Origin of the sequence: Sulfuricella sp., assembly GCF_035531155.1 — a bacterium.
Taxonomy (GTDB): domain Bacteria; phylum Pseudomonadota; class Gammaproteobacteria; order Burkholderiales; family Sulfuricellaceae; genus Sulfuricella.
Window position 1 is genome coordinate 165,535 of the sequence record NZ_DATKTK010000056.1, and the last position, 23,052, is coordinate 188,586.

Here is a 23,052-nt window from a genome sequence, read left to right on the forward strand (position 1 = left end):
AGACGATACTCTCAGTGGTTCAAGCTTTTTATAGGTTGAAAACAAGCATGACCCGAATCAAGATATGCGGCATCACCCGGAGCGAGGATGCGCTGGTCTGCGCCCAGGCTGGCGCTGATGCCATCGGACTGGTGTTCTACCCGTCCAGCCCGCGCCACGTTCTGGCGGCACAGGCCGCGGCGATTGCCCGTGCCCTGCCGCCTTTCATCACCACCGTCGGCCTGTTCGTCAATCCTGCGGTGGAGCAGGTGGAAGCAGTGCTTAGCGAGGTGCATCTCGATGTGCTGCAATTCCACGGTGACGAGCCGCCGGAATTCTGCGCCGGCTTCGGTGTTCCTTATCTAAAGGCAATTCGCGTCAAAGCCGGGGTGGATTTGGTACAATGTGCAATTCGTTATCAGGCAGCCCAAGGCCTGCTGCTGGATGCCTATGTCGAAGGTACGCCGGGCGGCACCGGCCAGTCCTTTGACTGGGAACTGATACCGTCTGGATTGTCGCTGCCGGTGATTTTGTCCGGGGGATTGCGGCCTGCCAATATCGTGGCTGCGATTCGCCGGGTGAGGCCGTGGGCGGTGGATGTGTCGAGCGGTGTGGAAGCGTCAAAAGGAATCAAGGATGCGGCGAAGATCGCCGCGTTCATCGAAGGAGTACGCAGTGCAGATGTATGATTTGCCGGATCAGACCGGCCATTTCGGGCCTTACGGCGGGATTTTCATGGCGGAAACGCTGATGACGGCTGTCGAGGAGTTGCGCCAGCAATACCTGCGTTATCGCGACGATCCGGAATTCAAGGCTGAATTCGCCTACGAGCTCAAGCACTATGTCGGCCGCCCCAGCGCGATCTATCATGCAAAAAACTGGACGGAACGCCTCGGCGGCGCGCAAATCTACCTCAAGCGCGAGGATCTCAACCACACCGGCGCGCACAAGATCAACAACGCCATCGGCCAGGCCCTGCTCGCCCGCCGCATGGGCAAGAAGCGCGTCATTGCGGAGACCGGCGCCGGCATGCACGGCGTCGCGACCGCCACCGTAGCCGCACGCTACGGACTGGAATGCGTGGTCTACATGGGTAGCGAGGACATCAAGCGCCAGGCGCCCAACGTCTACCGCATGAAGCTGCTGGGCGCCACCGTGGTGCCGGTCGAATCCGGCTCGAAGACCCTCAAGGACGCCTGCAACGAGGCGATTCGCGACTGGGTCACCAACGTCGAAAGCACTTTCTACATTTTCGGCACCGCTGCGGGACCGCATCCCTATCCCATGATGGTGCGCGATTTCCAGTCGGTCATCGGCGAGGAAGCCAGGAAACAGATGCCGGAAATGACCGGGCGCCAGCCGGATGCGGTGATTGCCTGCGTCGGCGGAGGTTCGAACGCCATCGGCCTGTTCTACCCCTATATCACCGACGACAGCGTCAAGCTGATCGGCGTCGAAGCGGCCGGACTCGGTCTGGAAACCGGCAAGCACGCCGCACCGCTGAATGCCGGAACGCCCGGCGTGCTGCACGGCAACCGGGTCTATTTGATGCAGGATGCCAACGGTCAGATCATCGAAACCCATTCCATCTCGGCCGGGCTGGATTATCCCGGCGTTGGCCCCGAACATTGCTGGCTCAAGGATAGCGGCCGTGCCGAGTACGTCGCGGTGACCGACGCCGAGGCATTGCAGGCCTTCCACGACCTGTGCCGCTTCGAGGGCATCATCCCGGCGCTGGAATCGAGCCATGCGCTGGCCTACGCCGCCAAACTCGCCCCCACCCTGCCGCGCGACCAGATTCTGCTGGTCAACCTGTCCGGCCGCGGCGACAAGGACATGAATACGGTGGCGGAGTTGTCGGGAATCAAGTTCTAGGAAAGCTATGTCACGCATTGCAGCCACTTTCAGCACACTTAAAACGCAGGGCAAAAAAGCCCTGATCCCCTTCATTACCGCCGGCGATCCTCAGCCGGACAGGACGGTGCCGCTGATGCACCGGTTGGTGGAGGCGGGGGCGAATATCATCGAGTTGGGGGTGCCGTTTTCCGACCCGATGGCGGATGGCCCGACCATCCAGCGCGCGTCCGAGCGGGCGCTCAAGCATGGCGTCAGCCTTCGCGATGTGCTCGGCATGGTGGTCGAGTTTCGCAAGAAGGACGCGCTTACGCCAGTAGTGCTGATGGGCTATGCCAATCCGATCGAGGCGATGGGCTATGCGCAGTTCGCAGCCGCTGCGGCAGTGGCCGGAGTGGACGGTGTTCTGACGGTGGACTATCCTCCAGAGGAGAGTGCTGCGTTCGTGGCGCACCTTGGCCACCATGGCATCGATCCGATCTTCCTGCTGTCGCCGACTACGCCGGAAGCGCGCATGGCGCAGGTTGGCAAACTGGCACGTGGCTTCATCTATTACGTTTCGCTCAAGGGAGTGACGGGTGCGGCTACTCTCGACAGCGCCGAAGTGGCGAGGAAAATCCCGCAGATCCGGGCGGCCGCAAACCTGCCTGTGGGTATCGGTTTCGGCATTCGGGATGGTCAGACGGCAAGAACCATGTCGCAAATGGCCGATGCGGTAGTGATCGGCAGCCGCATCGTGGAGGAAATCGAGAATTCGACGGCTGAATCGTTGCTGGATAATGTTTACAACCTGGTGAAGAGCTTCCGGGACGCCATGGATGGCAACAAATGAGGAATAGAAAATGAGCTGGTTCCAGAAACTATTACCCCCCAAGATCAAGCGCAAGGTAGAGGGCACCAAGAAAAGCATGCCCGAGGGCTTGTGGAGCAAATGCCCTTCCTGCGAGGCAGTGCTGTACCGCGCCGACCTCGAAAAAAACATGGAGGTGTGCCCAAAGTGCAGCTATCACAACCGCCTGTCGGCACGGACTCGGCTCGATTTGCTGCTCGACCCGGAAGGCCGTTTCGAAATCGGCGCGGAACTGCAGCCGGTGGATTTTCTCAAGTTCAAGGACAGCAAGCGCTACACCGACCGCCTGACTGAAGCGCAGCGCGATACCTGCGAATCCGATGCGCTGGTGGTGATGCAGGGCAGTGTTAAAACCTTGCCCCTGGTGGTGGCGGCGTTCGAATTCAAGTTCATGGGCGGCTCGATGGGGTCGGTGGTGGGCGAACGCTTCGTGCGCGGCGTTCAGGTCTGCGTCGAACAGAATCTGCCGTTCGTGTGCTTTGCCGCCAGTGGCGGTGCGCGCATGCAGGAAGGTCTGACCTCGCTGATGCAGATGGCCAAGACCAGCGCTGCGCTGACCCAGCTTGCCAAAGCCAAGCTGCCGTTCATCTCGGTGCTGACGGATCCCACCATGGGCGGTGTTTCCGCCAGCTTTGCCATGCTCGGCGATACCATCATTGCCGAACCCAATGCCCTGATCGGTTTCGCCGGCCCGCGCGTGATCGAGCAGACGGTGCGCGAAACATTGCCGGAAGGCTTCCAGCGCTCCGAATTCCTGCTTGAGCATGGTGCGGTTGACATGATCGTGGACCGGCGCGAACTGCGCGACCGGTTGGCCAACCTGATCACCATGATGATGCGGCTGCCGCCGGCGGCGGCTTGATATTTCGTAGGTTGGGCTCCCCGAGCCCAACATGATGGCAATCGGCATGACCTCAAATAACGTCGGGCACGGCGTGCCCGACCTACCCAACTGGCTGCGCCACCTCGAAAGCCTGCACCCCAAAACCATCGATCTCAGCCTCGATCGGGTGGCCGAGGTCAGGCATCGTCTCGACCTTAACCCCTCATTCCCCATCATCACCGTCGCCGGCACCAACGGCAAAGGCTCGACCTGCGCCATGCTGGAGGCGGTCTTGCTGGCTGCGGGGTACCGCGTTGGCCTGTACACTTCGCCGCACCTGTTGCGCTACAACGAGCGGGTGCGGATTAATGGCGAAGAGGCGAGCGATGAAGCCTTGTGTGAAGCATTTGCCGCAGTCGAGCAGGCACGCGGAGAGGGTTCGCTGACCTATTTCGAGTTCGGTACTCTGGCCGCAGTATGGCTGTTTGCCCGCGCCGGACTGGATGCGGTGATACTCGAAGTGGGTCTGGGAGGCAGGCTGGACGCGGTTAATGCTTTCGATACTGACTGCGCGGTGCTGACCAGCGTGGACTTTGACCACATGGATTATCTCGGTGACAGTCGCTTGGCGATCGGTTATGAAAAGGCCGGAATTTTCCGTGCCGGCAAGCCGGCTGTTTGTGGCGAGTTTGACGTGCCGTACAGCGTATTGGCCCATGCCGAGAAAATTGGTGCGGACCTGCGCCGGATCGGTCCCGATTTCGGGTATGACGGCCTGGAGCCGAACCAGTGGCGTTTTACGAGCAGGGACGGGTTGCGCCTGATGCTGCCTTATCCCGCCTTGCGCGGCGCCTATCAACTGGGCAATGCCTCGGCCTGCCTGGCCGCGCTGGAGCAGCTCAGATCGCGGCTGCCGGTGGCTCACGACGACATTCGACGCGGCTTGCTGGAGGCGGTAGTTCCTGGCCGTTTTCAGGTGCTGCCGGGGCGACCGCAGCGGATTTTCGATGTGGCGCATAATCCCCATGCGGCTAAGGCACTGGCCGAAAATCTTCGTGCCATGCCGCCGACGGGGAAGACCTTTGCTGTTTTTTCCATGTTGCGCGACAAGGATATCGCCGGCGTCGTGCGGGCGATGAAGGAACAAGTGGACCTGTGGCTGGTAGCCGGGATCGGCCAACCGCGCGGCGCGAGCGCCGAGGAGCTGCTGCGCGTACTGGAACAGGAGGGCTTGGTGAAACATGCCGAGGCGTTTCCGTCGGTGGCGGAAGCTTATCGCCATGCCTGTGCCAAGGCGGCCGAAGATGATAAAATTCTCGTCTTTGGTTCTTTTTACACCGTCGCGGAAGCGATGATATTGGCTAGCAGCCTGTCGGACTTAAAGAATCAATGCGAAAAATGAGCTGGTCGAGGGTAGATTTTCACGATTTTCAAGCCAATAGTTATTCATATTGGCGCAGGAAAGCGGGGAAATATGCACCGGCCAGGTCATTTTGCAGCCGATTTCCTTTAAGTCCGACAGGCTGCTATGGCTGGGGGATGACGGGTTTATGGCGAATCAGCATGCGATGAGCGACGAAGAAGTCCAACTCAGGCGGCGGGCAAGACGGCGCCTGATCGGGGCGGTTACCCTGGTTACGGTGATGGTGGTCGTCCTGCCTATGGTGCTGGACGGCGAGTCCAGACAGTCCGGCCAGGATATCGCCATCAACATTCCAGAACCGGGTTCGAGCGGGAACTTTGCTTCCAGGGCCGTGCCCGCCCCCGCGCAACCGAAGTCAGCTCCCGCTTCGCCTCATCCGCAAGCAGAGAAGGCCATGCAGGCGCAGATCCCGGCCGAAACGCAAACCCCGCAAGTTGCGCCTCCGGTCCCGCCAGCCAAGGCTGAAGAACCCGTCAAAGCGCCTGCTGCAGCAGCTTCCGCCGAGCCGGCCCCGGCGGTCAAGGAACCCGCTTCCCAGCCGAAACACAAGGACGAGAAATCCGCTGCAGCTATCTCCAAGCAGGAAGGCGTACCATTCGTGATTCAGCTGGGCGCATTCGCCAACGTGGCCAACGCCAAAGAGCGCCAGTCCAAGCTGGCGGTGCTGAAGGTCAAGTTTTATACGGAAACGGTGAAAACGCCGAGCGGCGACAAACTGCGCGTGCGCGCCGGTCCTTACGCCACCCGCCAGGAAGCCGAGCGGGTGCAGGCGAAACTGAAGGCGGCGGGCATCCAGGACGGCGTGGTTGCGGAAAAAAAGTGATGGGTTAAGGGTGATGAGGGATGAGAAAAGTCAAAAGCGGCGCGGTATGGGTTTTGCCCATTACCCATCCCCCATTACCCATCCCCGAACTACAAGATGATGGTTTTTGATTACACGGTGCTGGCGGTTGTCGGCATCTCCATCCTGCTCGGCGTGTTGCGCGGGCTGGTGCGCGAAGCGCTCAACCTGCTGGCGTGGGTGGCGGCATTCTGGGTAGCCAATGCCTATACGGTGGAAATCGCCCCCTTGCTGCCGGAGGCGATTCCGACCGAGTCGGTGCGCTTTTTCGCCGCTTTTGTTCTGCTGTTTCTCGGCGCGCTGTTGCTGATGAGCCTGGTGACGATTGCTCTGGCGGAACTGGTAAAAACCCTGAAACTGGGCGTCTACGACAAAGGTCTGGGCGCGCTGTTCGGTTTGTTGCGGGGGGCGCTGATCGTTCTTACGCTGGTGCTGTTGGCGGGGATGACCAGTCTGCCGCGCCAGGGGTTCTGGCGCAATGCCATGTTCAGTGCGCCGTTGGAAGCGATCGCGGCGGATGTGAAGCCGTGGCTGCCTGAAGGCTTGTCTAAACGAATCAGTTACGAATGATCCTAGAAACGGCAGTTGACCGCTCTTTATGGAGATTTAATCAATGGAACACGAAGTGCTTTTTCCGTTTTTTGACGTTCGCCTTTTTGGTGAGCGCCGCTACGAGGCGGATTGCACGGTTTTTGGGGCGCATTGCGGCGTTGCAACTCCTTGGAATGGAACGACCATTCCGCGTCGTTGTGCCTTGCCCTGCACCCCAAAAACCGCACACTCCACCCCGTCCAACTGCCGTTTCTAGGATAATCGAACCATGTGCGGAATTTTAGGAATAGTGGCGAAAAGCCCGGTCAACCAGTTGCTCTATGACGGCCTGCAAGTCCTGCAGCACCGTGGTCAGGATGCGGCGGGGATAGTCACCGGCGAGGGGAACACCTTCCACATGCACAAGGCCAACGGCCTGGTGCGAGACGTGTTCCGCACCCGCGACATGCGCAATCTGCTGGGTAACATGGGGATCGCCCATGTGCGCTATCCCACGGCGGGGAGCGCTTCTTCCTCCGCCGAGGCGCAGCCGTTCTACGTTAATTCGCCGTTCGGCATTGTCCTCGGCCACAACGGCAATCTCACCAACACCGAGCAGTTGCAGGAAGATCTGTTCCGCCAGGATCTGCGCCACGTCAACACCAGCTCCGATTCCGAGGTTCTGCTCAACGTGCTGGCGCACGAGCTGCAGGAAAACGTTTCCAATCACCGGCTCGATCCCGCTGCCATCTTTGCCGCGGTGGCAGGGGTGCATCGGCGCTGCCGCGGCGCCTATGCGGTGGTGGCGATGATTGCCGGATACGGCCTGATCGCTTTCCGCGACCCCTACGGCATCCGCCCGCTGGTGATTGGCTATTGCGATGCCGAACTGGGGCGCGAATATCTGGTGGCATCGGAATCCGTCGCGCTCGATGTGCTGGGCTTCAAGCTGCTGCGTGACGTGGCGCCGGGCGAGGCGATCCTGGTCGATGTGGATGGCCAGTTCCACAGCCGACAGTGCGCTGCCAAGGCTTCCCTCAATCCCTGCATTTTCGAATACGTTTACCTGGCGCGGCCGGATTCGGTGATCGACGGCGTATCGGTGTACGAAAGCCGGTTGCGTATGGGCGAGAGCCTGGCCGAGAAAATCCGTACCAACTTCGGCCACCTGAAAATCGACGTGGTGATCCCGATCCCCGACACCAGCCGCCCCAGCGCCCTGCAACTGGCGAACGCGCTGGGCGTGCCGTACCGCGAGGGCTTCATCAAGAACCGTTATATCGGCCGCACTTTCATCATGCCGGGCCAGGCGATGCGCAAGAAGTCGGTGCGCCAGAAGCTCAACGCAATCGGCATCGAATTCCAGGGCAAGAACGTGCTGCTGGTCGACGATTCCATCGTGCGCGGCACGACCAGCCAGCAAATCGTGCAAATGGCGCGGGAAGCCGGCGCCACCCAGGTATTCTTCGCCTCGGCCGCGCCACCGGTGCGCTACCCCAACGTCTACGGCATCGACATGCCGACGCTCCAGGAATTGCTCGCCACCGGCCGCAACGATGAAGAGATCGCCCGCGAGATCGGCGCCGACGCGCTGATCTACCAGGATCTCGATGCGCTGGAGCGCGCCGTGCGGATGGTCAACCCGGCGATCACCAGTTTCGACACCTCGTGCTTCGACGGCCGCTACATCACCGGCGACATCACCCCGGAGTATCTGGCCAAGATCGAGCATGCCCGCAACACTCCGCGTCCATCGAGCGATTCCTCATCGAGCAAGCAGCTGGACCTTAACCTGGCGAGGGCAGAATGAACGAACCAGACTACCAACTGGAAACCCTGGCGGTGCGCGCCGGCATCGAGCGCAGCCAGTTCAACGAGCATTCCGAGGCGCTCTACCTGACCTCCAGCTTCGTGTTCAAAAACGCGGCCGAAGCGGCGGCGCGCTTTTCCGGCCAGACGCCGGGCAACATCTACGCGCGCTTCACCAATCCCACCGTTACCGCTTTCCAGGAACGCCTGGCAGTGCTGGAAGGGGCGGAAAGCTGCGTCGCCACTTCTTCCGGCATGTCCGCGATCCTGGCCACCGTGATGGGTCTGCTCTCCGCCGGCGACCACATCGTCTCATCGCGCAGCCTGTTCGGCGCCACCGTGCAGCTGTTCGGCAACATCATGAAACGCTTCGGCATCGAAACCACCTTTGTTTCCCAGACCGACGTGGCGGCCTGGCGCGCGGCGGTGCAGCCCAACACCAAGCTGCTGTTCGCCGAAACGCCCTCCAACCCGCTCACCGAGATTTGCGACATCGCCGCCCTGAGCCAGGTTGCCAAACAGGCCGGGGCCTTGCTGGCGGTCGACAACTGCTTCTGCACCCCGATCCTGCAGCGGCCGCTCGACTTGGGTGCCGACCTCGTCATACACTCCGCCACCAAATACCTGGACGGCCAAGGCCGGGTGCTGGGCGGCGCGGTGCTGGGCCGCAAGGAAGTCATCGACCCGGTGTTCACCTTTTTGCGCACCGCCGGGCCGACCATGAGCGCTTTCAACGCCTGGATCTTCCTGAAGGGGCTGGAAACACTGTCACTTCGGATGGAAGCCCATTCCCGCAGCGCGCTCGAACTGGCCTTGTGGCTGGAACAGCAGCCGCAAGTGGAGCGGGTTTACTACCCCGGCCTGCCTTCGCACCCGCAGTACGCGCTGGCGAAGCAGCAGCAGAAGACCGGCGGCGGCATCGTTGCGTTCGAGGTCAAGGGCGGCAAGGACGCCGCCTGGCGCGTGGTGGATGCCACCCGCATGATCTCGATCACCGCCAACCTGGGCGACACCAAAACCACCCTGACCCATCCCGCCACTACTACCCACTGCCGCATCACGCCGGAGCAGCGCGCTGCAGCGGGGATAGGCGACGGCCTGCTGCGGGTAGGGGTCGGGCTGGAAGCCGTATCCGACATCCAGGCCGATCTCGCGCGCGGCCTGAGATAATCAAGCTCATGTCCTCCGAACTGCCGATTGGGCGTATCGTCCAGCCTAAAATCCTGGCTTGCCCACCGGACGTATCCGTTTCCGAGGCGGCGCGGCGCATGAATGAGGCGCGCTGCAGCTCGATCCTGGTGATGGATGGAGGCAAGGCAGTCGGAATCTGGACCGAGCGCGATGCGCTGGCGATGGATTTTTCCGATCCGGTTGCTTTCGAGAGACCGATTGCAGAGGTGATGAATGCGCCGGTCAAGACCTTGCATCACCAGTGCTCTCTGGGTGAGGCTGCGGTGCGCTTCCGTGAGGAAGGGTTGCGGCACTTCCTGGTGGTGGACGATTCGAGCCGCCCTGTTGGGGTGATCACCCAGACCGACGTAATACGGAATCAGGGCATCGAGTACTTTGTCCTGTTGCGCGAAGTCAAAACCATCGTCAAATCGGCTCCCTTGATGATTCCCGGCACGCTGTCACTGAGGGATGCCGCGCGCAGGATGCACGAGTTGCGGCTGGATGCCCTGGTGGTGGAGGGGAAAGACGGCGCCCTGGGCATCCTCACCGAACGGGACGTACTCCGTTTCATCAGCGATCGCCAGCCCCACGCCGATGTCTGGGAAGTTGCGAGCAAGCCGCTGATCACGGTGCCTGAAAATAGCAGTCTGTACCATGCGCGCAATATCTTCTCCGAAAATCGCATTCGCCATCTCGGCGTGACCAGCAAGAGCGGCGACCTTTTCGGCGTCATCGCCTATTCCGACATCCTGGCGAGTATCGAGCACGCCTATGTGCGTGAGTTGCAGGACATGCTGAAAGAGCGTGAAGAGCTCCTGAATTTCTCTAACCGGCACTTGCGCCTGGCGGAAAAGGTCTTCGAAACCACCTTCGAAGGCATCATGATGACCGACGCCCACTCGGCGATCGAATCCATCAACCCCGCCTTTACCAAGATCACTGGCTATGAACTGCACGAAGTGCTGGGAAAGAAGCCGGATATTCTGAGTTCGGGCCAGCACGATCCGGAGTATTACCGGAAAATGCGGTTGGAATTGGCGAAGAACGGTTGCTGGCAGGGTGAAATCTGGAATCGCAGGAAAAATGGCGAGGTTTACCCCGAATGGCTCTCGATCAGCACGGTGAAAAACAAGGAAGGGCAGGTCACCAACTACGTCGCGATTTTCTCCGACATTACCGAGCGCAAGGCCTCGGAAGACCACGTTCGCCACCTCGCCCACCATGACGCCCTGACCAACCTGCCCAACCGCATGCTGCTGATGGAGCGGCTCAGCCATGCTCTCGCCCATGCACACCGCCATGAACAGAGGGTGGCGGTGATGTTTCTCGACCTCGATCGCTTCAAGAATATCAACGACACCCTCGGCCATATGGTCGGCGACCAGTTGCTGAAAAGCGTGGCGAAGCGTCTCTCCGAATGTGTGCGCGAGGACGATACCGTGGCGCGGTTGGGCGGCGACGAGTTCGTGATCATTCTGGAGGGGGTGTCCAGCGTTCAGGACGTGGCCGGGGTGGCGCAGAAGCTGATCAACTCCCTGGAACGGCCGGTGATGCTGGAGCGTCAGGAGATGTTCGTTACCACCAGTATCGGCATCAGCGTTTATCCCGACGACGGCGACAGCGCCGATATCCTGATCAAGCACGCCGATACGGCCATGTACCGCGCCAAGGAACAAGGCCGCAACAACTACCAATTTTACACAGCGGATATGAACACCCGCGCCCTCGAGCGGCTGACCATGGAGAACAGCCTGCGTCACGCGCTGGAGCGCAACGAGTTCATGCTCTACTACCAGCCGCAGGTGGACCTCCGAACCCGCACCATCACCGGCATGGAGGCGCTGCTGCGCTGGCAGCATCCGGATTTCGGGCTGGTTTCGCCGTCCCGCTTCATCCCCATTGCCGAAGAAACCGGCCTGATCGTTCCCATAGGCGAATGGGCGCTGCGCGCCGCCTGCTTTCAGAACAAGGCCTGGCAGGATGCCGGCATGCCGTGCTTGCACGTGGCGGTAAACCTGTCCGCACGCCAGTTCAAGCAGCCCAACCTGGTCAACATGGTGAGCCAGGCATTGGCCGGCAGCGGGCTGGAGCCGCGCTACCTCGAACTCGAAATCACCGAAAGCATCGCCATGGAACATGCCGAGGAAACCATCGCCAGGCTGAATGAGCTGAAAGCGATGGGCGTGTCGATTTCCATGGACGATTTCGGCACCGGCCATTCCTCGCTCAGCTATTTGAAACGTTTCCCTATCGATACGCTGAAGATCGACCGGTCATTCGTCCAGGATGTGCTGCTGGATTCGCAGGACGCAGCGATTGCGGCGGCGATCACCACCATGGCGCGCAGCCTGAAAATGAAGGTGGTGACGGAAGGCGTCGAAACCAAGGAGCAGGTAGGCTTTTTGCGCGAGCATGATCGCGACGAAGTACAGGGCTACTATTTCAGCCACCCGCTGCCGGCCGATGCTTTTGCCGATCTGCTGCGGAGCAAGCTACCCTTCGGTTAGGTGTCGGGGTTTTGTGCGCTGCGCGCGGTTGATTTGATTGCCGGGGGCAGCCCGGCGGCTGGTTGCCTTTCTTGCTTCGCCAAGAAAGGTAACCCAAAGAAGGCGACACCCATCCACCGCCCCTGCGGGGTTCCCTGCGTTGCTCGCCAAACCGGGCGGCTGCGGAACTCGCGCTATGCGCTCAGACAGTCCTCGCCGAAATCCCCCGGCTTGTCTGCGCTACTCGGCGGCGAATCAAGGGGAAGTTAAACCAAGCACCCCATCCCCATCCTGGCCTTCCCCTTGAAGGGGAAGGAACCGCTTATCACCATCTCCCCGGTGGGGAGAGAGCTGGAGAGAGGGGCGAAAGTGGAGAGAATCGACCCACTATGCACCACCACCCCGTCCCCCTCTGCACCGCCTCGGTTTTCCGGGGAAATCGGGGGCCGTCGGCTGCGTTTGTCTGAGGCCAAAGGCCGAGTTTTACGCAGCCACCCGATTTGCCCGGAAAACCGAGGGAAGCCCGAAGGGCCGGTGCGGCGGGGTGCCCTTTTGTTTGGTTACTTATATTTTGGGCAAGCAAAATAAAGTAACCTGCTGCCGGGCAGCCCCCGGCATCAAATAAACTGCGCGAAGCGCACACAAAAACATGTGGGGCTGGCTTTCGGCAAGGTTATTCGGCGGGTTACGGCTAGCGCCTAACCCATTCTACGATCGCTGAAATATTAGACGCCGATTTTAACTGTGAGTTGAAAGAACGCGTACATAAGTGACAATGCCTCCTTTGCATCTTCTTCAAGAATCTTCTGAGGGTGTTCTCGGCGAGTTAGGAATCGGGCGCCGAAGCTGTGTTTATGCCCCTCCGGCTTGCGGTGACAAAACGGGTTTCTTCTCAATCGTAGCTTGTCTGTCCACTCCAAGATGGCCTCGGGAAACAACTGTTGTTCTCGTGCGGCCTTAATTGCCGATGCAAAGGGCGCAGCAGCACCTTTTGCCGACAACTCGTCTGTGAGCGTGTGTTCAATGAATGCCACCGCCAGCAAGATAGTGGCGATGAAATGGCCATTGATAAAGCATTCCCCCGCCTCGCTAAGAAGCGCCATTGTTTCTATAGGTCCGAGAATCACGCCGACATCTGTTCTGCACCCAGAGAGCCAACGAATTCGCTCGGCACGTTTCGACCTGATCAGCTCATCGCTTTGCGCTAGAGCTTTAAGAAGTGGATCGTCAGAGAGATCAGATGTGTTCGACACGGGGCATTAGCTGCGTTTCGCTTCACCCATCAGCCTGACATTCTTCTCATAGGCCTCGCGCGCATTCCTTACGCACTCCAGAAACAGCGGCAGCTCCTCCATCAGCAGTGCTTGCGGGCCATCCACCAGCGCCTTGGCGGGCGCCGGGTGGAAATCCACCAGGATCATGTTGGCGCCGGCGATCACGCCTTGCAGAGTGGCGTGGAAGATTTCCAGGAGGCCATCCGGGGCGCGGTTGCGTGTACCGACCGAGTGGGACGGGTCGACGCATACCGGCATCCGGGTGAGACGCCGGACCACGGGTACATGGGCGAAATCGACCAGATTGCGGTGCGGGTCGCCCATGTTGGTTTTCATGCCCCGGAGTCCGAACACCACGTTGCGGTTGCCTTCCGAGGCCAGGTATTCGGCGGCATTCAAGGATTCGTCCAGGGTGATGCCGAAGCCGCGTTTGAGCAGCACCGGGAATTCGCGTTGGCGGCCGACAATTTTCAGCAGCTCGAAGTTCTGGGTGTTGCGGGTGCCGATCTGCAGCATGACCCCGGTGGGGCTGCCGGTCTGCTTCAGCGCTTCACGGATCTCGTCGACATGGGATTCATGAGTGACTTCCATGGCAATCACCTTGATGCCGTATTTGCCCGCCAGCTCGAACACCCAGGGCAGGCAGGACTTGCCGTGGCCTTGGAAGGCGTAGGGGCTGGTGCGCGGCTTATAGGCGCCCATCCGGGTGCAGACCTGACCGTGATCGCGTAGCGCTTTCATCATCATCTCGACGTGTTCGGGCGTGTCCACCGCGCACAGGCCGGCGAAGACGTTGAGGTTGTCCTGACCGAAGCGCACGCCGTTGTACTCGAAGTGGGTGGGGCGATGGTCGTCCTTGTGCCGTCCCAGTATGCGGTATTCCTCGGAAATGCGCACCACACGCTCGACGCCGGGCAGGCTTTCCATGTTTTCCAGCGCGAGCGAGGCGGTATCGCCGATCAGGTAAATTTCCGTCAAGGTCAGCTGGGCGCCTTTTTCCTGGTGGATGCGGGTCTTGATCTTGGGCAACTGCGCCAGATGGCCGAGCAACTGGTTGTATTCGGGGCTGTCTGGCTGGGTGTCGGGGGAGAGAATCAGGATCATGATGGGTACTCCAAATCTCGAATTTGAATGGGTTCGCATCCCGCCGCATCGCAGCGCAGATAGCTGCCATGATCATACCAGCTATCCAGTACCCAGCGCTCGCAGTCGCGGCCATCGACCCGGTGCAGGTGACGGGCAGGGCGGTGTGTGTGGCCGTGGATCAAACGGGGGTAGCCGTGTTCGCGCAGGGCGGCGGCGACCGCGTCTGGATGGACATCCATCTCCACGATTGATTTCAGCTGTTTGTCGGTTGCGCTACGCTGGCGCAGTGCCTCGATCTCGGCCTTGCGCTCCGCCAGAGGTCGGGCGAGAAACTTCATTTGCCATGCTGGTTGCCTGACCTTGGCACGGAAGGCGAGATAAGCCGTGTCGCCGGTACAAAGGGTGTCGCCATGCATCAGCAGGGACGGTGTGCCGTAAAGGTCGATCAGGGTGGGGTCGGGGATCAGGCGGGCGTGGGCGGCGCGCGCGAAGCCCTCGGCCATGAGGAAATCGCGGTTGCCGTGCATGATGAAAACCGCCGTGCCGCTCCGGCTTAATTCCGCCAGAGTGTTTGCGACCGCGGCGTGATGGGGGTCGGCCAAGTCGTCGTCGCCTGGCCAGAACTCGAACAGGTCGCCGAGGATGTAAAGCGCCTCGGCCCGGGATGCGGTGCGGCGTGCGAAATCTTCAAATACTCGCGTGGTCTGCGGGCGTTCCGGGCTAAGGTGGAGGTCGGCGACGAACAGGCTGTGGGTCATGGGGGGATGAGGGATGAGGGATGAGTGATGGGGAGTGGCCCGTTGCTCATTACCCATGACTCATCAGCAAATTTCGACGCTCTCGATCACTACATCTTCAAGAGGCACATCCTGGTAGCCGGACTGGCTGCCGGTCTTGACCTTGCCGATACGGTCCACGACTTCCTTGCCTGCGGTGACCTTGCCGAACACGCAATAGCCGAAGCCTTGCGGGGTTGATGCAGTGTAGTTGAGGAAGCTGTTGTTGGCCGTATTGATGAAAAACTGGCTGGAGGCCGAATGGGGGTTGGGGGTGCGAGCCATGGCGATAGTGTAGGTTTCGTTCTTCAGGCCGTTGGCGGCTTCGTTCTCGATCTCTTCCATGGTTTCCTTCTGGATCAGGCCAGACATGAAACCGCCGCCCTGAATCATGAAGCCATCAATGACGCGATGGAATATCGTGCCGTCGTAAAAGCCTTTTTCTGCGTACTTCAGGAAGTTGGCAACAGTCTTTGGGGCTTTTTCTGCATCCAGTTCGAGGGTGATGTCGCCGAAATTGGTGTGAAGCTTAACCATGGGTCTTTTCCTTTTTGCTCTTTGGGGTTTTCTTGCGGGATTTTACCGGCTTGGCCGCTTCCGCGACCCCGGAGTTGTCCGTTGCGGATTCTGTAGCCAGCACCATTTCCTCGATGACCACCGGCTCAACCGGAACGTCGGCAGTAAACGGACCGCCGGCCGCCGTGGGCAGGGCGCCGATCTTTTTCGCGATATCCATGCCTTTGATCACTTTGCCGAAGACGCAATAGCCGTAGTAATCGGGTTGAGGGCGGTGGTGGTTGAGAAACTTGTTGTCATCGAGGTTGATGAAGAACTGTGCGGTGGCAGAGTCCGGGTCATAGGCACGCGCCATGGCGAGCGTGCCGGGCTCGTTCCTGAGGCCGTTGGTGGCTTCGTTGGGAACCGGGTCGAGGGTCGGTTTGTACTGGAAATCCGGGGTGAAGCCGCCGCCCTGGATGACGAATTTCTGTATGGTACGGTGGAACAGGGTGCCATTGTAATGGCCGTTGCCGACATATTTCAGGAAGTTGGCGACGGTTTTTGGCGCCTTGTCGGGATACAACTCGAGCACGATCTCGCCCAGGTTGGTACGCATTTTGACGTGCGGATTAGTGGCGAGCGCGCCGGTGCTGATGAGCAAGCCAACGATTATCATGGTCAGACGGAATTTCATGCGGCCCCCTCGTAGATTATTTTCCATTCGTTGCGGTCGAGCTTCCAGTACTGGCGCTTCTTCATCTGGTTTTTCAGATTGTTGCTGCTGTAATCCTGGTTGAATGTTATCACCATCAGGTTTTCATTGCCCGGGTAGCCGAAGATGCTGATATTCGACAGCTTGATCTTGACCCAGGTTTTGCTGGCATTGACCTGGCGCTTCTGTTCTTCCCAGGATTGGTAATTCTGGCCGGGGGCACGGAAGTTCCTGGAATAGTGCTGCAGATATTTGTCCGTATTGACGCTTTCCCAGTCGCGCCGCCAGTTTTCTACGCGCTGGCTGAGTTCGCTGCGCTGGGCGGCGAGTTCCTTGGGGTCGACCCAGTCCACCTTGTCGCCGATTACTACCGGGGTCAGACCCACCTGCAGGTTCTTCCCGATTTTATCCATGTCGGGGTTGGCCAGCACCACGCAGCCGTTGCTGGCGCGCGGCGGGCGGCTGTAGGTGTCGCTGGGCACGCCATGGAGCCAGATGCCGTGGCCGTTCTTGCCCTGTTGACGGTCCCATTCATTAGGATAGCTGATGGGAAAGGCGCCGGTACCGTAAAAATCGGAAATCTGGGTTTTGGGCAGGCTGGCGGTGACAAAGTACACGCCCAGAGGTGTTTTCTGGTCGCCTTCCTTGTTTTTTTCGGCGCCGGCCTTGCCGCTGCTGATGTAGTAGTCGGCCACATAGCGTGGCGTACCGTTGTCGTTCTGGAACAGGTAAAGCCGGGATTTGCTGGTGTCCACCACGATCGCGTGATGTTGTTCCGGCTGGAACTGGACCAGGTATTTGGGCACACGATTGACCGGCATCTGCTCCAAGTGACGCAGCAGACGGGCGCGGGCTTCCTCGCGCAGATCGGAGATTTGTTGCTGGGAGGCACCAGCAGCGCTGCCGATGGAGCTGAGCGGATGCGCCCGCGCCATCAACAGGTCGCCCCGGATCAGGTGGGCCAGCTTGAAATTAGGGTAGATTTTGAGCAGGGCCTCGATATCCTTCATGGCGATATCCAGATGGTTCTGTCGGACTTCGAGCAGACTCTTGACCAGCATCGACTCGAGGTCGCTTGGGCTCTGGTCTTGCGATGCTTCGCGTTTCTGTGCGGCAGGTTTGCTGCCCATCGCCATTGCCGATGGCGCCAGCAGGGAGGCCAGAAAGGCGCACAGCAGGGAGAGGGCCGCGAAGAGTCGGCCCGGAGTTGGCCTGGTCATGCCGTACAAATAGAAAACTCCTCTTTGACTCGTGAAGGCGTTCAAGAACGGTTACCGGCCAATCCGCTCTTGCTGGATCAGCCACTTGTCTCCAATCTTGACCAAGACAACCGTTTTCTGGGTAGAGGTCGAGAGGGCATCGGACTTGTAGGCTTGCTTGAAAGTGACGCTGGCGTGACTGGCATCGCTAAAAGTAACGTGCGGCGATTCGATGGCGACGTGGATGGATTTAGGCTTGCCGATGCGTTCCTTGCGGTTCTTCTCCCAGGCGGCGCGATTTTCGCCGCGGGGAACCTTGAAGTCCTTGGCATAATGGCTGAGGTAGCCGGAGACGTTCTTGCTCGACCAGGCCTTGGCCCAGTCGTTGAGAGTTTTCAGTACGGCTGCTTCGGCATCGGCTTTGATCTCCGCAGGGGCGGGAGCCGGCTTGGCTTCGAGTGCGGGCTTGGCTGCTTCCGGTTTGGCTGGCGCCGGAGCGGGTGTGACGACAGCTGCCGGGGCGGGCTTGGGCGGCTCAGGTTTCGCTGGCGCGATTGCGGGAACTGAAGTTGCCGGTGCAAGCGCAACAACCTTGGGCGCTTCTGATTTTACTGGCGCACGATTCATTTTCCCGGGAGCGGAAAAGAGATCTTTTATCAGCGCAAGTTTGGTTTGCGCAGTGACATTGCCCTTGTCCAGTTGCAGCGCCTTGTCATAGGCCTGGCTTGCCATCTTGGCGTAGATGTCGCCCAGATTCTCGTGCGCTGTGGCATAGCTGGGGTGGGTGCTGATCGCCATTTCAAGAGCCTGGCGGGATTTCTCGTACTGACCCTGGGAGGCATAGAGTACCGCCAGGTTGTTGTAGGGTTCGGGTAGTTCGGGGTATTCCTCGGTAAGCCGGGTGAATATCTGGATCGCTTCCGCATTCTTTCCCTGCTCTGCCAGGATCAGCCCCTTGAGGAACTGGCCCTGGGCGATTTTCGGTCCATGGGCGTCCTTGGGGCGGCTGGTGAGGTAGCTTTCGAGACGTTCCAGAGCCTTGTCATTCTGCCCCTGTTTGTAGAGCTTGTTGATGTCTTGCAGCTCATCGGCGCGTGCAGGCTGTCCGAAGGTGAAGAACAAGGTGCAGGACAGGGAGGCTAAGATCGTGGCAATGCGGAAACGGCTCATTGGTAGTATACTTTTCGCTATATTGCAAACAGGCTGAATTCTAACAAGAACCGCCCTTTTCACCAAACCCTTTGCTTCGAATCTTTTCAGAATGACCCAAGTTTATGAGCAGCAGCGATAACGTCCCCGTTCCCCATTTCATACGCAACATCATCGAGGCCGATCTTGCCAGCGGAAAGCACAAGAGCATCGTCACCCGCTTTCCGCCCGAGCCCAACGGTTACCTCCACGTTGGCCATGCCAAGTCGATCTGTCTGAATTTCGGTCTGGCGCTGGACTACCAGGGCAAGTGCAACCTGCGCTTCGACGACACCAACCCGGAGAAGGAAAGCGAGGAATACGCCAGGTCGATCCAGGACGACGTGCGCTGGCTGGGCTTCCAATGGGATGGCGAGGTGCGCTGGGCGTCGGACTATTTCGAGGCGCTTTACGATTACGCGGTCGAGCTGATCAGGCAGGGCAAGGCTTATGTGGATGACCTCAGCCCCGATGAAATGCGCGAATATCGCGGCACGCTCACGGCGCCGGGCAAGAACAGCCCGTACCGCGATCGCCCGGCAGCGGAAAATCTCGACCTGTTCGCCAGGATGCGCGGCGGAGAATTTCCCGACGGCAGCAAGGTGCTGCGTGCCAAGATCGACATGGCCTCGCCCAACATCAACCTGCGCGACCCGGCGATCTACCGCATCCGCCGCGCCCATCACATCCGCACCGGCGACAAGTGGTGTATCTACCCGATGTACGATTACACCCACTGCATTTCCGACGCGCTGGAGAACATCACCCATTCCCTGTGCACGCTCGAGTTCGAGGACCACCGCCCGCTCTACGACTGGGTGCTGGACCAGTTGCCGGTGCCGTGCCATCCGCAGCAGATCGAGTTCTCCCGCCTGGAGCTGCAGTACACCCTGACCAGCAAGCGCAAGCTGAACCAGCTGGTGACGGAAAAGCTGGTTTCGGGCTGGGACGATCCGCGCATGCCCACCATCACCGGCATGCGCCGGCGCGGCTACACGCCTGAGGGCATCCGCGAGTTCGCGCGGCGCATCGGCATCTCCAAGAGCGACAACGTGGTCGACATGAGTGTGCTCGAAGGCTGTATCCGCGAGGACATGGAAGTGCGCGTGCCGCGCGTGATGGCGGTGATCAAGCCGCTGAAGGTGGTGATCACCAACTTCGTCGAGGGCGAAACGCAGTCGCGCGAAGCGGGCTTCCATCCCAACCACCCCGAATTCGGCAACAGGGTCGTGCCGTTTTCGAAAGAAATCTGGATCGAGGCCGACGATTTCACCGAAACCCCGCCAGCGGGCTGGCAGCGTCTGGTGCCGGGCGGTGAAGTACGGTTACGCTACAGCTATGTCATCAAGTGCGACGAAGCGATCAAGGATGCTGCCGGCAAGGTGACCGAGCTGCGCTGCTCGATCGACCCGGATACCCTCGGCAAGAACCCGCAGGGGCGCAAGGTCAAGGGCGTGATCCACTGGCTTTCCGCCGAGCATGCCCTGCCGGCGGAAATCCGGCTGTACGACCGCCTGTTTACCGTGGCCGAGCCGGATAGCGACAAGGCGCGCGACTTCCGAGAATTCATCAATTCCGAATCGCTTACCGTGGTGCAGGGCTGGGTCGAGGCCGCCGTGCGCGATGCTGCGCCCGAAACCCGCTACCAGTTCGAGCGCCTCGGCTACTTCTGCGCCGACCGCCGCGACCACCAGCCTGGCGGCAAGCTGGTGTTCAACCGCACGGTGACGCTGAAGGATTCTTGGACCAAGGAGCAGGGCTGATTTTTACCGCAAAGGCGCGAAGACGCAAAGAAAACCAGATATTGGAAACCTTTGCGCCTTCGCGCCTTTGCGGTTGAAGGATTTTACGATGCTGAAAATTTACAATTCCCTTTCCCGCTCCAAGCAGGACTTCATCCCCATCGAACCCGGCAAAGTCCGCATGTACGTCTGCGGCATGACGGTGTACGACTATTGCCACCTCGGCCATGCCCGCGTGCTGGTGGTATTCGACATGATCCAGCGCTGGCTTAGGGCCGATGGTTTCGATGTTACCTACGTGCGCAACATCACCGACATCGACGATAAGATCATCAAGCGCGCGGCCGAGAACCACGAGACTATCGACGCCCTGACCGGCCGCTTCATCGCGGCGATGGACGAGGATGCGGCGAAACTCGGCGTGGAAAAGCCCGCCTACGAGCCGCGCGCCACCCAGTACGTGCCGGGCATGATCGCCATGATCCAGGCCCTGATGGACAACGGCTTGGCGTATGTGGCGAAGAGCGGCGACGTGTGCTACTCGGTGCACAAGTTCCCCGGCTACGGCAAGCTTTCCGGCAAATCGCTGGACGATCTGCGCGCCGGCGAGCGGGTGGATGTCGCCGTGGGCAAGGACGACCCGCTCGACTTCGTTCTCTGGAAGTCGGCCAAGCCCGGCGAGCCGCAGTGGGATTCGCCTTGGGGGCAGGGTCGCCCCGGCTGGCACATCGAGTGCTCGGTGATGAGCGATGCCCTGCTCGGCGAGCATTTCGACATCCACGGCGGCGGCGCGGACTTGCAGTTCCCCCACCACGAGAACGAGATCGCCCAGTCCGAGGGCACGCACGGCCACCAGCACGTCAACTACTGGATCCATAACGGCTTCGTGCGGGTGGACAACGAAAAGATGTCGAAATCGCTCGGCAACTTCTTCACCATCCGCGAAGTGCTGGAGCGCTACGATGCCGAGGTGGTGCGCTTCTTCATCCTGCGCGCCCATTACCGCAGCCCGCTGAATTACTCCGACCAGCACCTGGACGATGCCAAGGGGGCGTTGACCCGGCTCTACACCGCCCTGAAAAACGTTTCTCATCACCCATTACCCATTACCCATCACCTGGATTGGCACGACCCCTATGCCGCTGCCTTCAAGGCGGCGATGGAGGACGACTTCAATACGGCCGAGGCGGCTGCAGTGTTGTTCGACCTGGCCAATGAGGCCAACAAGACCCACGATAAGCAACTTGCCGGTCTGCTCAGGGCGTTGGGCGGAGTGCTGGGATTATTGCAGCGCGACCCGAGTGAATTTTTGCAGGGCGGCGCGGGGGAGTCGGCCTTTGCGCCGGAACAAATCGAGCAGCGCATCGCGGAACGGAATGACGCGAAAAAAGCCAAGGATTATGCCGCCGCCGATCGCATCCGCAAGGAATTGATGGATGCGGGCATCGTTCTGGAGGATACGCCGCAGGGCACGGTCTGGCGGCGGGCCTAGCCGATGGGTTGAGCGTAGCGATTACCCATCATCCAGCTGCGATGAACTACAAAAGCCAAGGGGCAGGAAGATTATTCCTGCCCCTTGGCTTTCTGCTTTGAGTCAGTGCAAGGGCTACTGCCCGAAGAACTGCTTCATTTTGTCCATCCATGATTTGGTGCGCGGGTTGTGCCGGGCGCCGTCCTGCTCGTTGAGAGTCTCCAGTTCGCGCAGCAGTTCTTTCTGGCGTTCGGTCAGACTAACCGGTGTTTCCACCACCATGTGGCACATCAGGTCGCCGTGAGCGTTGCTGCGCACCCCTTTGATGCCTTTGCCGCGCAGGCGGAACACCTTGCCGGACTGGGTTTCCGCCGGGATCTTGATTTTGGCGTGGCCGTCCAGCGTCGGGATCTCGATTTCTCCGCCCAGCGCTGCCGTGGTGAAGCTGATCGGCATTTCGCAGTGCAGGTCATTGTGATCGCGCTGGAAAACCGAGTGGGGCTTGATCTGGATGACCACGTACAGGTCGCCCGGCGGACCGCCGTTGACACCGGCTTCGCCTTCGCCAGAGAGGCGGATGCGGTCGCCTTCGTCGACGCCTGAAGGGATTTTCACCGCCAGGGTTTTGTACTGCTTGACGCGCCCGCTGCCTTGACAGGTCGGGCAGGGGTGCGCGATCACCTTGCCGCTGCCGTGGCATTTCGGGCAGGCCTGCTGGATCGAGAAGAATCCCTGTTGCATCCGCACCTGGCCGTGGCCGGCGCAAGTGGGGCAGGTTTCCGGCTTGGAGCCGGCCTTGGCGCCGCTGCCGTGGCAGGTGTCGCACTCTGCCATGGTGGGGATGCGAATCTTGGTTTCGGTGCCGCGTGCCGCTTCTTCCAGCGAGATTTCCAGGTTGTAGCGCAGGTCGGCGCCACGGTAGACATTGGATCGCCCTCCACGGCCACCGCCGGCACCGCCGAAGATGTCGCCGAAGATGTCGCCGAAAGCATCGGCGAAACCGCCGCCGAATCCTCCCGCGCCGCCCATGCCGGCCTGCTGATCGACACCGGCATGGCCGTACTGGTCGTAGGCGGAACGCTTGCTCGCATCCGACAGCATCTCGTAAGCCTCCTTGGCTTCCTTGAAATGCTCCTCCGCTTTCGGATTATCCGGGTTGCGATCCGGATGGAATTTCATCGCGAGCTTGCGGTAGGCCTTCTTGATCTCGTCGTCGTTGGCGTCCTTGTTGACGCCGAGAATTTCGTAGTAGTCGCGTTTGGACATAATGCTTTCTTTACCGCAGAGACGCAGAGGCGCAGAGGATCGGGGGAATTCTCCGCGTCTCTGCGCCTCTG

20 protein-coding genes are annotated in these 23,052 nt (G+C 60.2%); 12 read left to right on the forward strand and 8 right to left on the reverse strand.

Translation table 11 applies throughout. The annotated features are described in order from the left end of the window. The first annotated feature begins 47 nt into the window (after nucleotides 1–47). From VMV64_RS13170 to VMV64_RS13215, 10 genes are all read left to right on the forward strand, one after another. Nucleotides 48–668, forward strand: a complete 621-nt coding sequence (locus VMV64_RS13170) for a phosphoribosylanthranilate isomerase (RefSeq protein ID WP_325331059.1) — start codon at nucleotides 48–50, stop codon at nucleotides 666–668. Then, complete coding sequence (trpB, locus tag VMV64_RS13175; protein ID WP_325331494.1) at nucleotides 655–1,854, forward strand: tryptophan synthase subunit beta; 1,200 nt, start codon at nucleotides 655–657, stop codon at nucleotides 1,852–1,854. The genes VMV64_RS13170 and trpB overlap by 14 nt, the downstream gene beginning before the upstream one ends. Nucleotides 1,855–1,861: 7 nt before the next feature. After that, nucleotides 1,862–2,665, forward strand: coding sequence for a tryptophan synthase subunit alpha (trpA, locus tag VMV64_RS13180; RefSeq protein WP_325331061.1), 804 nt, complete (start codon nucleotides 1,862–1,864; stop codon nucleotides 2,663–2,665). A 10-nt stretch (nucleotides 2,666–2,675) separates the two neighbouring features. Continuing rightward, complete coding sequence (gene accD / locus VMV64_RS13185; protein ID WP_325331063.1) at nucleotides 2,676–3,545, forward strand: acetyl-CoA carboxylase, carboxyltransferase subunit beta; 870 nt, start codon at nucleotides 2,676–2,678, stop codon at nucleotides 3,543–3,545. Nucleotides 3,546–3,591: 46 nt separating this feature from the next. Further along, nucleotides 3,592–4,908, forward strand: coding sequence for a bifunctional tetrahydrofolate synthase/dihydrofolate synthase (folC, locus tag VMV64_RS13190; RefSeq protein ID WP_325331065.1), 1,317 nt, complete (start codon nucleotides 3,592–3,594; stop codon nucleotides 4,906–4,908). A 148-nt stretch (nucleotides 4,909–5,056) separates the two neighbouring features. Further along, nucleotides 5,057–5,752 carry an SPOR domain-containing protein gene (locus tag VMV64_RS13195; protein WP_325331067.1) on the forward strand — a complete coding sequence of 232 codons (696 nt, stop codon included), beginning with the start codon at nucleotides 5,057–5,059 and terminating at the stop codon, nucleotides 5,750–5,752. 96 nt (nucleotides 5,753–5,848) lie between these two features. Further along, nucleotides 5,849–6,340 carry a CvpA family protein gene (locus VMV64_RS13200; RefSeq protein ID WP_325331069.1) on the forward strand — a complete coding sequence of 164 codons (492 nt, stop codon included), beginning with the start codon at nucleotides 5,849–5,851 and terminating at the stop codon, nucleotides 6,338–6,340. Between the two features lie 250 nt (nucleotides 6,341–6,590). Next, nucleotides 6,591–8,111 carry an amidophosphoribosyltransferase gene (purF, locus tag VMV64_RS13205; RefSeq protein ID WP_325331071.1) on the forward strand — a complete coding sequence of 507 codons (1,521 nt, stop codon included), beginning with the start codon at nucleotides 6,591–6,593 and terminating at the stop codon, nucleotides 8,109–8,111. Beyond that, nucleotides 8,108–9,280 carry an O-succinylhomoserine sulfhydrylase gene (locus VMV64_RS13210; RefSeq protein ID WP_325331073.1) on the forward strand — a complete coding sequence of 391 codons (1,173 nt, stop codon included), beginning with the start codon at nucleotides 8,108–8,110 and terminating at the stop codon, nucleotides 9,278–9,280. The genes purF and VMV64_RS13210 overlap by 4 nt, the downstream gene beginning before the upstream one ends. 8 nt (nucleotides 9,281–9,288) lie before the next feature. Further along, on the forward strand, nucleotides 9,289–11,790 hold the full coding sequence (locus tag VMV64_RS13215) for an EAL domain-containing protein (RefSeq protein ID WP_325331075.1): 2,502 nt from the start codon (nucleotides 9,289–9,291) through the stop codon (nucleotides 11,788–11,790). Nucleotides 11,791–12,494: 704 nt separating this feature from the next. Here the strand turns inward: VMV64_RS13215 and VMV64_RS13220 are convergent. From VMV64_RS13220 to VMV64_RS13250, 7 genes are all read right to left on the reverse strand, one after another. Further along, nucleotides 12,495–13,022, reverse strand: a complete 528-nt coding sequence (locus VMV64_RS13220; RefSeq protein WP_325331077.1) for a hypothetical protein — start codon at nucleotides 13,020–13,022, stop codon at nucleotides 12,495–12,497. A gap of 6 nt (nucleotides 13,023–13,028) precedes the next feature. Continuing rightward, entirely contained in the window at nucleotides 13,029–14,147 is a 1,119-nt protein-coding gene (locus tag VMV64_RS13225; protein ID WP_325331079.1) for a 3-deoxy-7-phosphoheptulonate synthase, read from the reverse strand. Continuing rightward, entirely contained in the window at nucleotides 14,144–14,887 is a 744-nt protein-coding gene (locus VMV64_RS13230) for a UDP-2,3-diacylglucosamine diphosphatase (RefSeq protein WP_325331496.1), read from the reverse strand. The genes VMV64_RS13225 and VMV64_RS13230 overlap by 4 nt, the downstream gene beginning before the upstream one ends. A gap of 63 nt (nucleotides 14,888–14,950) precedes the next feature. Further along, nucleotides 14,951–15,442, reverse strand: coding sequence for a peptidylprolyl isomerase (locus VMV64_RS13235; protein WP_325331081.1), 492 nt, complete (start codon nucleotides 15,440–15,442; stop codon nucleotides 14,951–14,953). Next, nucleotides 15,435–16,097, reverse strand: coding sequence for a peptidylprolyl isomerase (locus tag VMV64_RS13240; protein ID WP_325331083.1), 663 nt, complete (start codon nucleotides 16,095–16,097; stop codon nucleotides 15,435–15,437). The genes VMV64_RS13235 and VMV64_RS13240 overlap by 8 nt, the downstream gene beginning before the upstream one ends. Next, nucleotides 16,094–17,335, reverse strand: coding sequence for a L,D-transpeptidase family protein (locus tag VMV64_RS13245; RefSeq protein WP_325331498.1), 1,242 nt, complete (start codon nucleotides 17,333–17,335; stop codon nucleotides 16,094–16,096). The genes VMV64_RS13240 and VMV64_RS13245 overlap by 4 nt, the downstream gene beginning before the upstream one ends. 51 nt (nucleotides 17,336–17,386) lie before the next feature. Further along, nucleotides 17,387–18,484, reverse strand: coding sequence for a tetratricopeptide repeat protein (locus VMV64_RS13250; protein ID WP_325331085.1), 1,098 nt, complete (start codon nucleotides 18,482–18,484; stop codon nucleotides 17,387–17,389). Nucleotides 18,485–18,588: 104 nt separating this feature from the next. Between VMV64_RS13250 and VMV64_RS13255 the strand changes: the two genes are divergently transcribed. Continuing rightward, complete coding sequence (locus VMV64_RS13255) at nucleotides 18,589–20,265, forward strand: glutamine--tRNA ligase/YqeY domain fusion protein (protein ID WP_325331087.1); 1,677 nt, start codon at nucleotides 18,589–18,591, stop codon at nucleotides 20,263–20,265. A gap of 88 nt (nucleotides 20,266–20,353) precedes the next feature. Beyond that, on the forward strand, nucleotides 20,354–21,736 hold the full coding sequence (cysS, locus tag VMV64_RS13260) for a cysteine--tRNA ligase (protein ID WP_325331089.1): 1,383 nt from the start codon (nucleotides 20,354–20,356) through the stop codon (nucleotides 21,734–21,736). A gap of 114 nt (nucleotides 21,737–21,850) precedes the next feature. Here the strand turns inward: cysS and dnaJ are convergent, their stop codons facing one another. Then, nucleotides 21,851–22,981, reverse strand: a complete 1,131-nt coding sequence (gene dnaJ / locus VMV64_RS13265; RefSeq protein WP_325331091.1) for a molecular chaperone DnaJ — start codon at nucleotides 22,979–22,981, stop codon at nucleotides 21,851–21,853. Nucleotides 22,982–23,052 lie beyond the last annotated feature (71 nt).

Bases quoted from the DNA above. Each gene is read 5' to 3' on its own strand.
- VMV64_RS13170 (WP_325331059.1), top strand. From the start codon at position 48: ATGACCCGAATCAAGATATGCGGCATCACCCGGAGCGAGGATGCGCTG.
- trpA (WP_325331061.1), top strand. From the start codon at position 1,862: ATGTCACGCATTGCAGCCACTTTCAGCACACTTAAAACGCAGGGCAAA.
- accD (WP_325331063.1), top strand. From the start codon at position 2,676: ATGAGCTGGTTCCAGAAACTATTACCCCCCAAGATCAAGCGCAAGGTA.
- folC (WP_325331065.1), top strand. From the start codon at position 3,592: ATGACCTCAAATAACGTCGGGCACGGCGTGCCCGACCTACCCAACTGG.
- VMV64_RS13195 (WP_325331067.1), top strand. From the start codon at position 5,057: ATGGCGAATCAGCATGCGATGAGCGACGAAGAAGTCCAACTCAGGCGG.
- VMV64_RS13200 (WP_325331069.1), top strand. From the start codon at position 5,849: ATGATGGTTTTTGATTACACGGTGCTGGCGGTTGTCGGCATCTCCATC.
- purF (WP_325331071.1), top strand. From the start codon at position 6,591: ATGTGCGGAATTTTAGGAATAGTGGCGAAAAGCCCGGTCAACCAGTTG.
- VMV64_RS13210 (WP_325331073.1), top strand. From the start codon at position 8,108: ATGAACGAACCAGACTACCAACTGGAAACCCTGGCGGTGCGCGCCGGC.
- VMV64_RS13215 (WP_325331075.1), top strand. From the start codon at position 9,289: ATGTCCTCCGAACTGCCGATTGGGCGTATCGTCCAGCCTAAAATCCTG.
- VMV64_RS13225 (WP_325331079.1), bottom strand. From the start codon at position 14,147: ATGATCCTGATTCTCTCCCCCGACACCCAGCCAGACAGCCCCGAATAC.
- VMV64_RS13230 (WP_325331496.1), bottom strand. From the start codon at position 14,887: ATGACCCACAGCCTGTTCGTCGCCGACCTCCACCTTAGCCCGGAACGC.
- VMV64_RS13235 (WP_325331081.1), bottom strand. From the start codon at position 15,442: ATGGTTAAGCTTCACACCAATTTCGGCGACATCACCCTCGAACTGGAT.
- VMV64_RS13240 (WP_325331083.1), bottom strand. From the start codon at position 16,097: ATGAAATTCCGTCTGACCATGATAATCGTTGGCTTGCTCATCAGCACC.
- VMV64_RS13245 (WP_325331498.1), bottom strand. From the start codon at position 17,335: ATGACCAGGCCAACTCCGGGCCGACTCTTCGCGGCCCTCTCCCTGCTG.
- VMV64_RS13250 (WP_325331085.1), bottom strand. From the start codon at position 18,484: ATGAGCCGTTTCCGCATTGCCACGATCTTAGCCTCCCTGTCCTGCACC.
- VMV64_RS13255 (WP_325331087.1), top strand. From the start codon at position 18,589: ATGAGCAGCAGCGATAACGTCCCCGTTCCCCATTTCATACGCAACATC.
- cysS (WP_325331089.1), top strand. From the start codon at position 20,354: ATGCTGAAAATTTACAATTCCCTTTCCCGCTCCAAGCAGGACTTCATC.
- dnaJ (WP_325331091.1), bottom strand. From the start codon at position 22,981: ATGTCCAAACGCGACTACTACGAAATTCTCGGCGTCAACAAGGACGCC.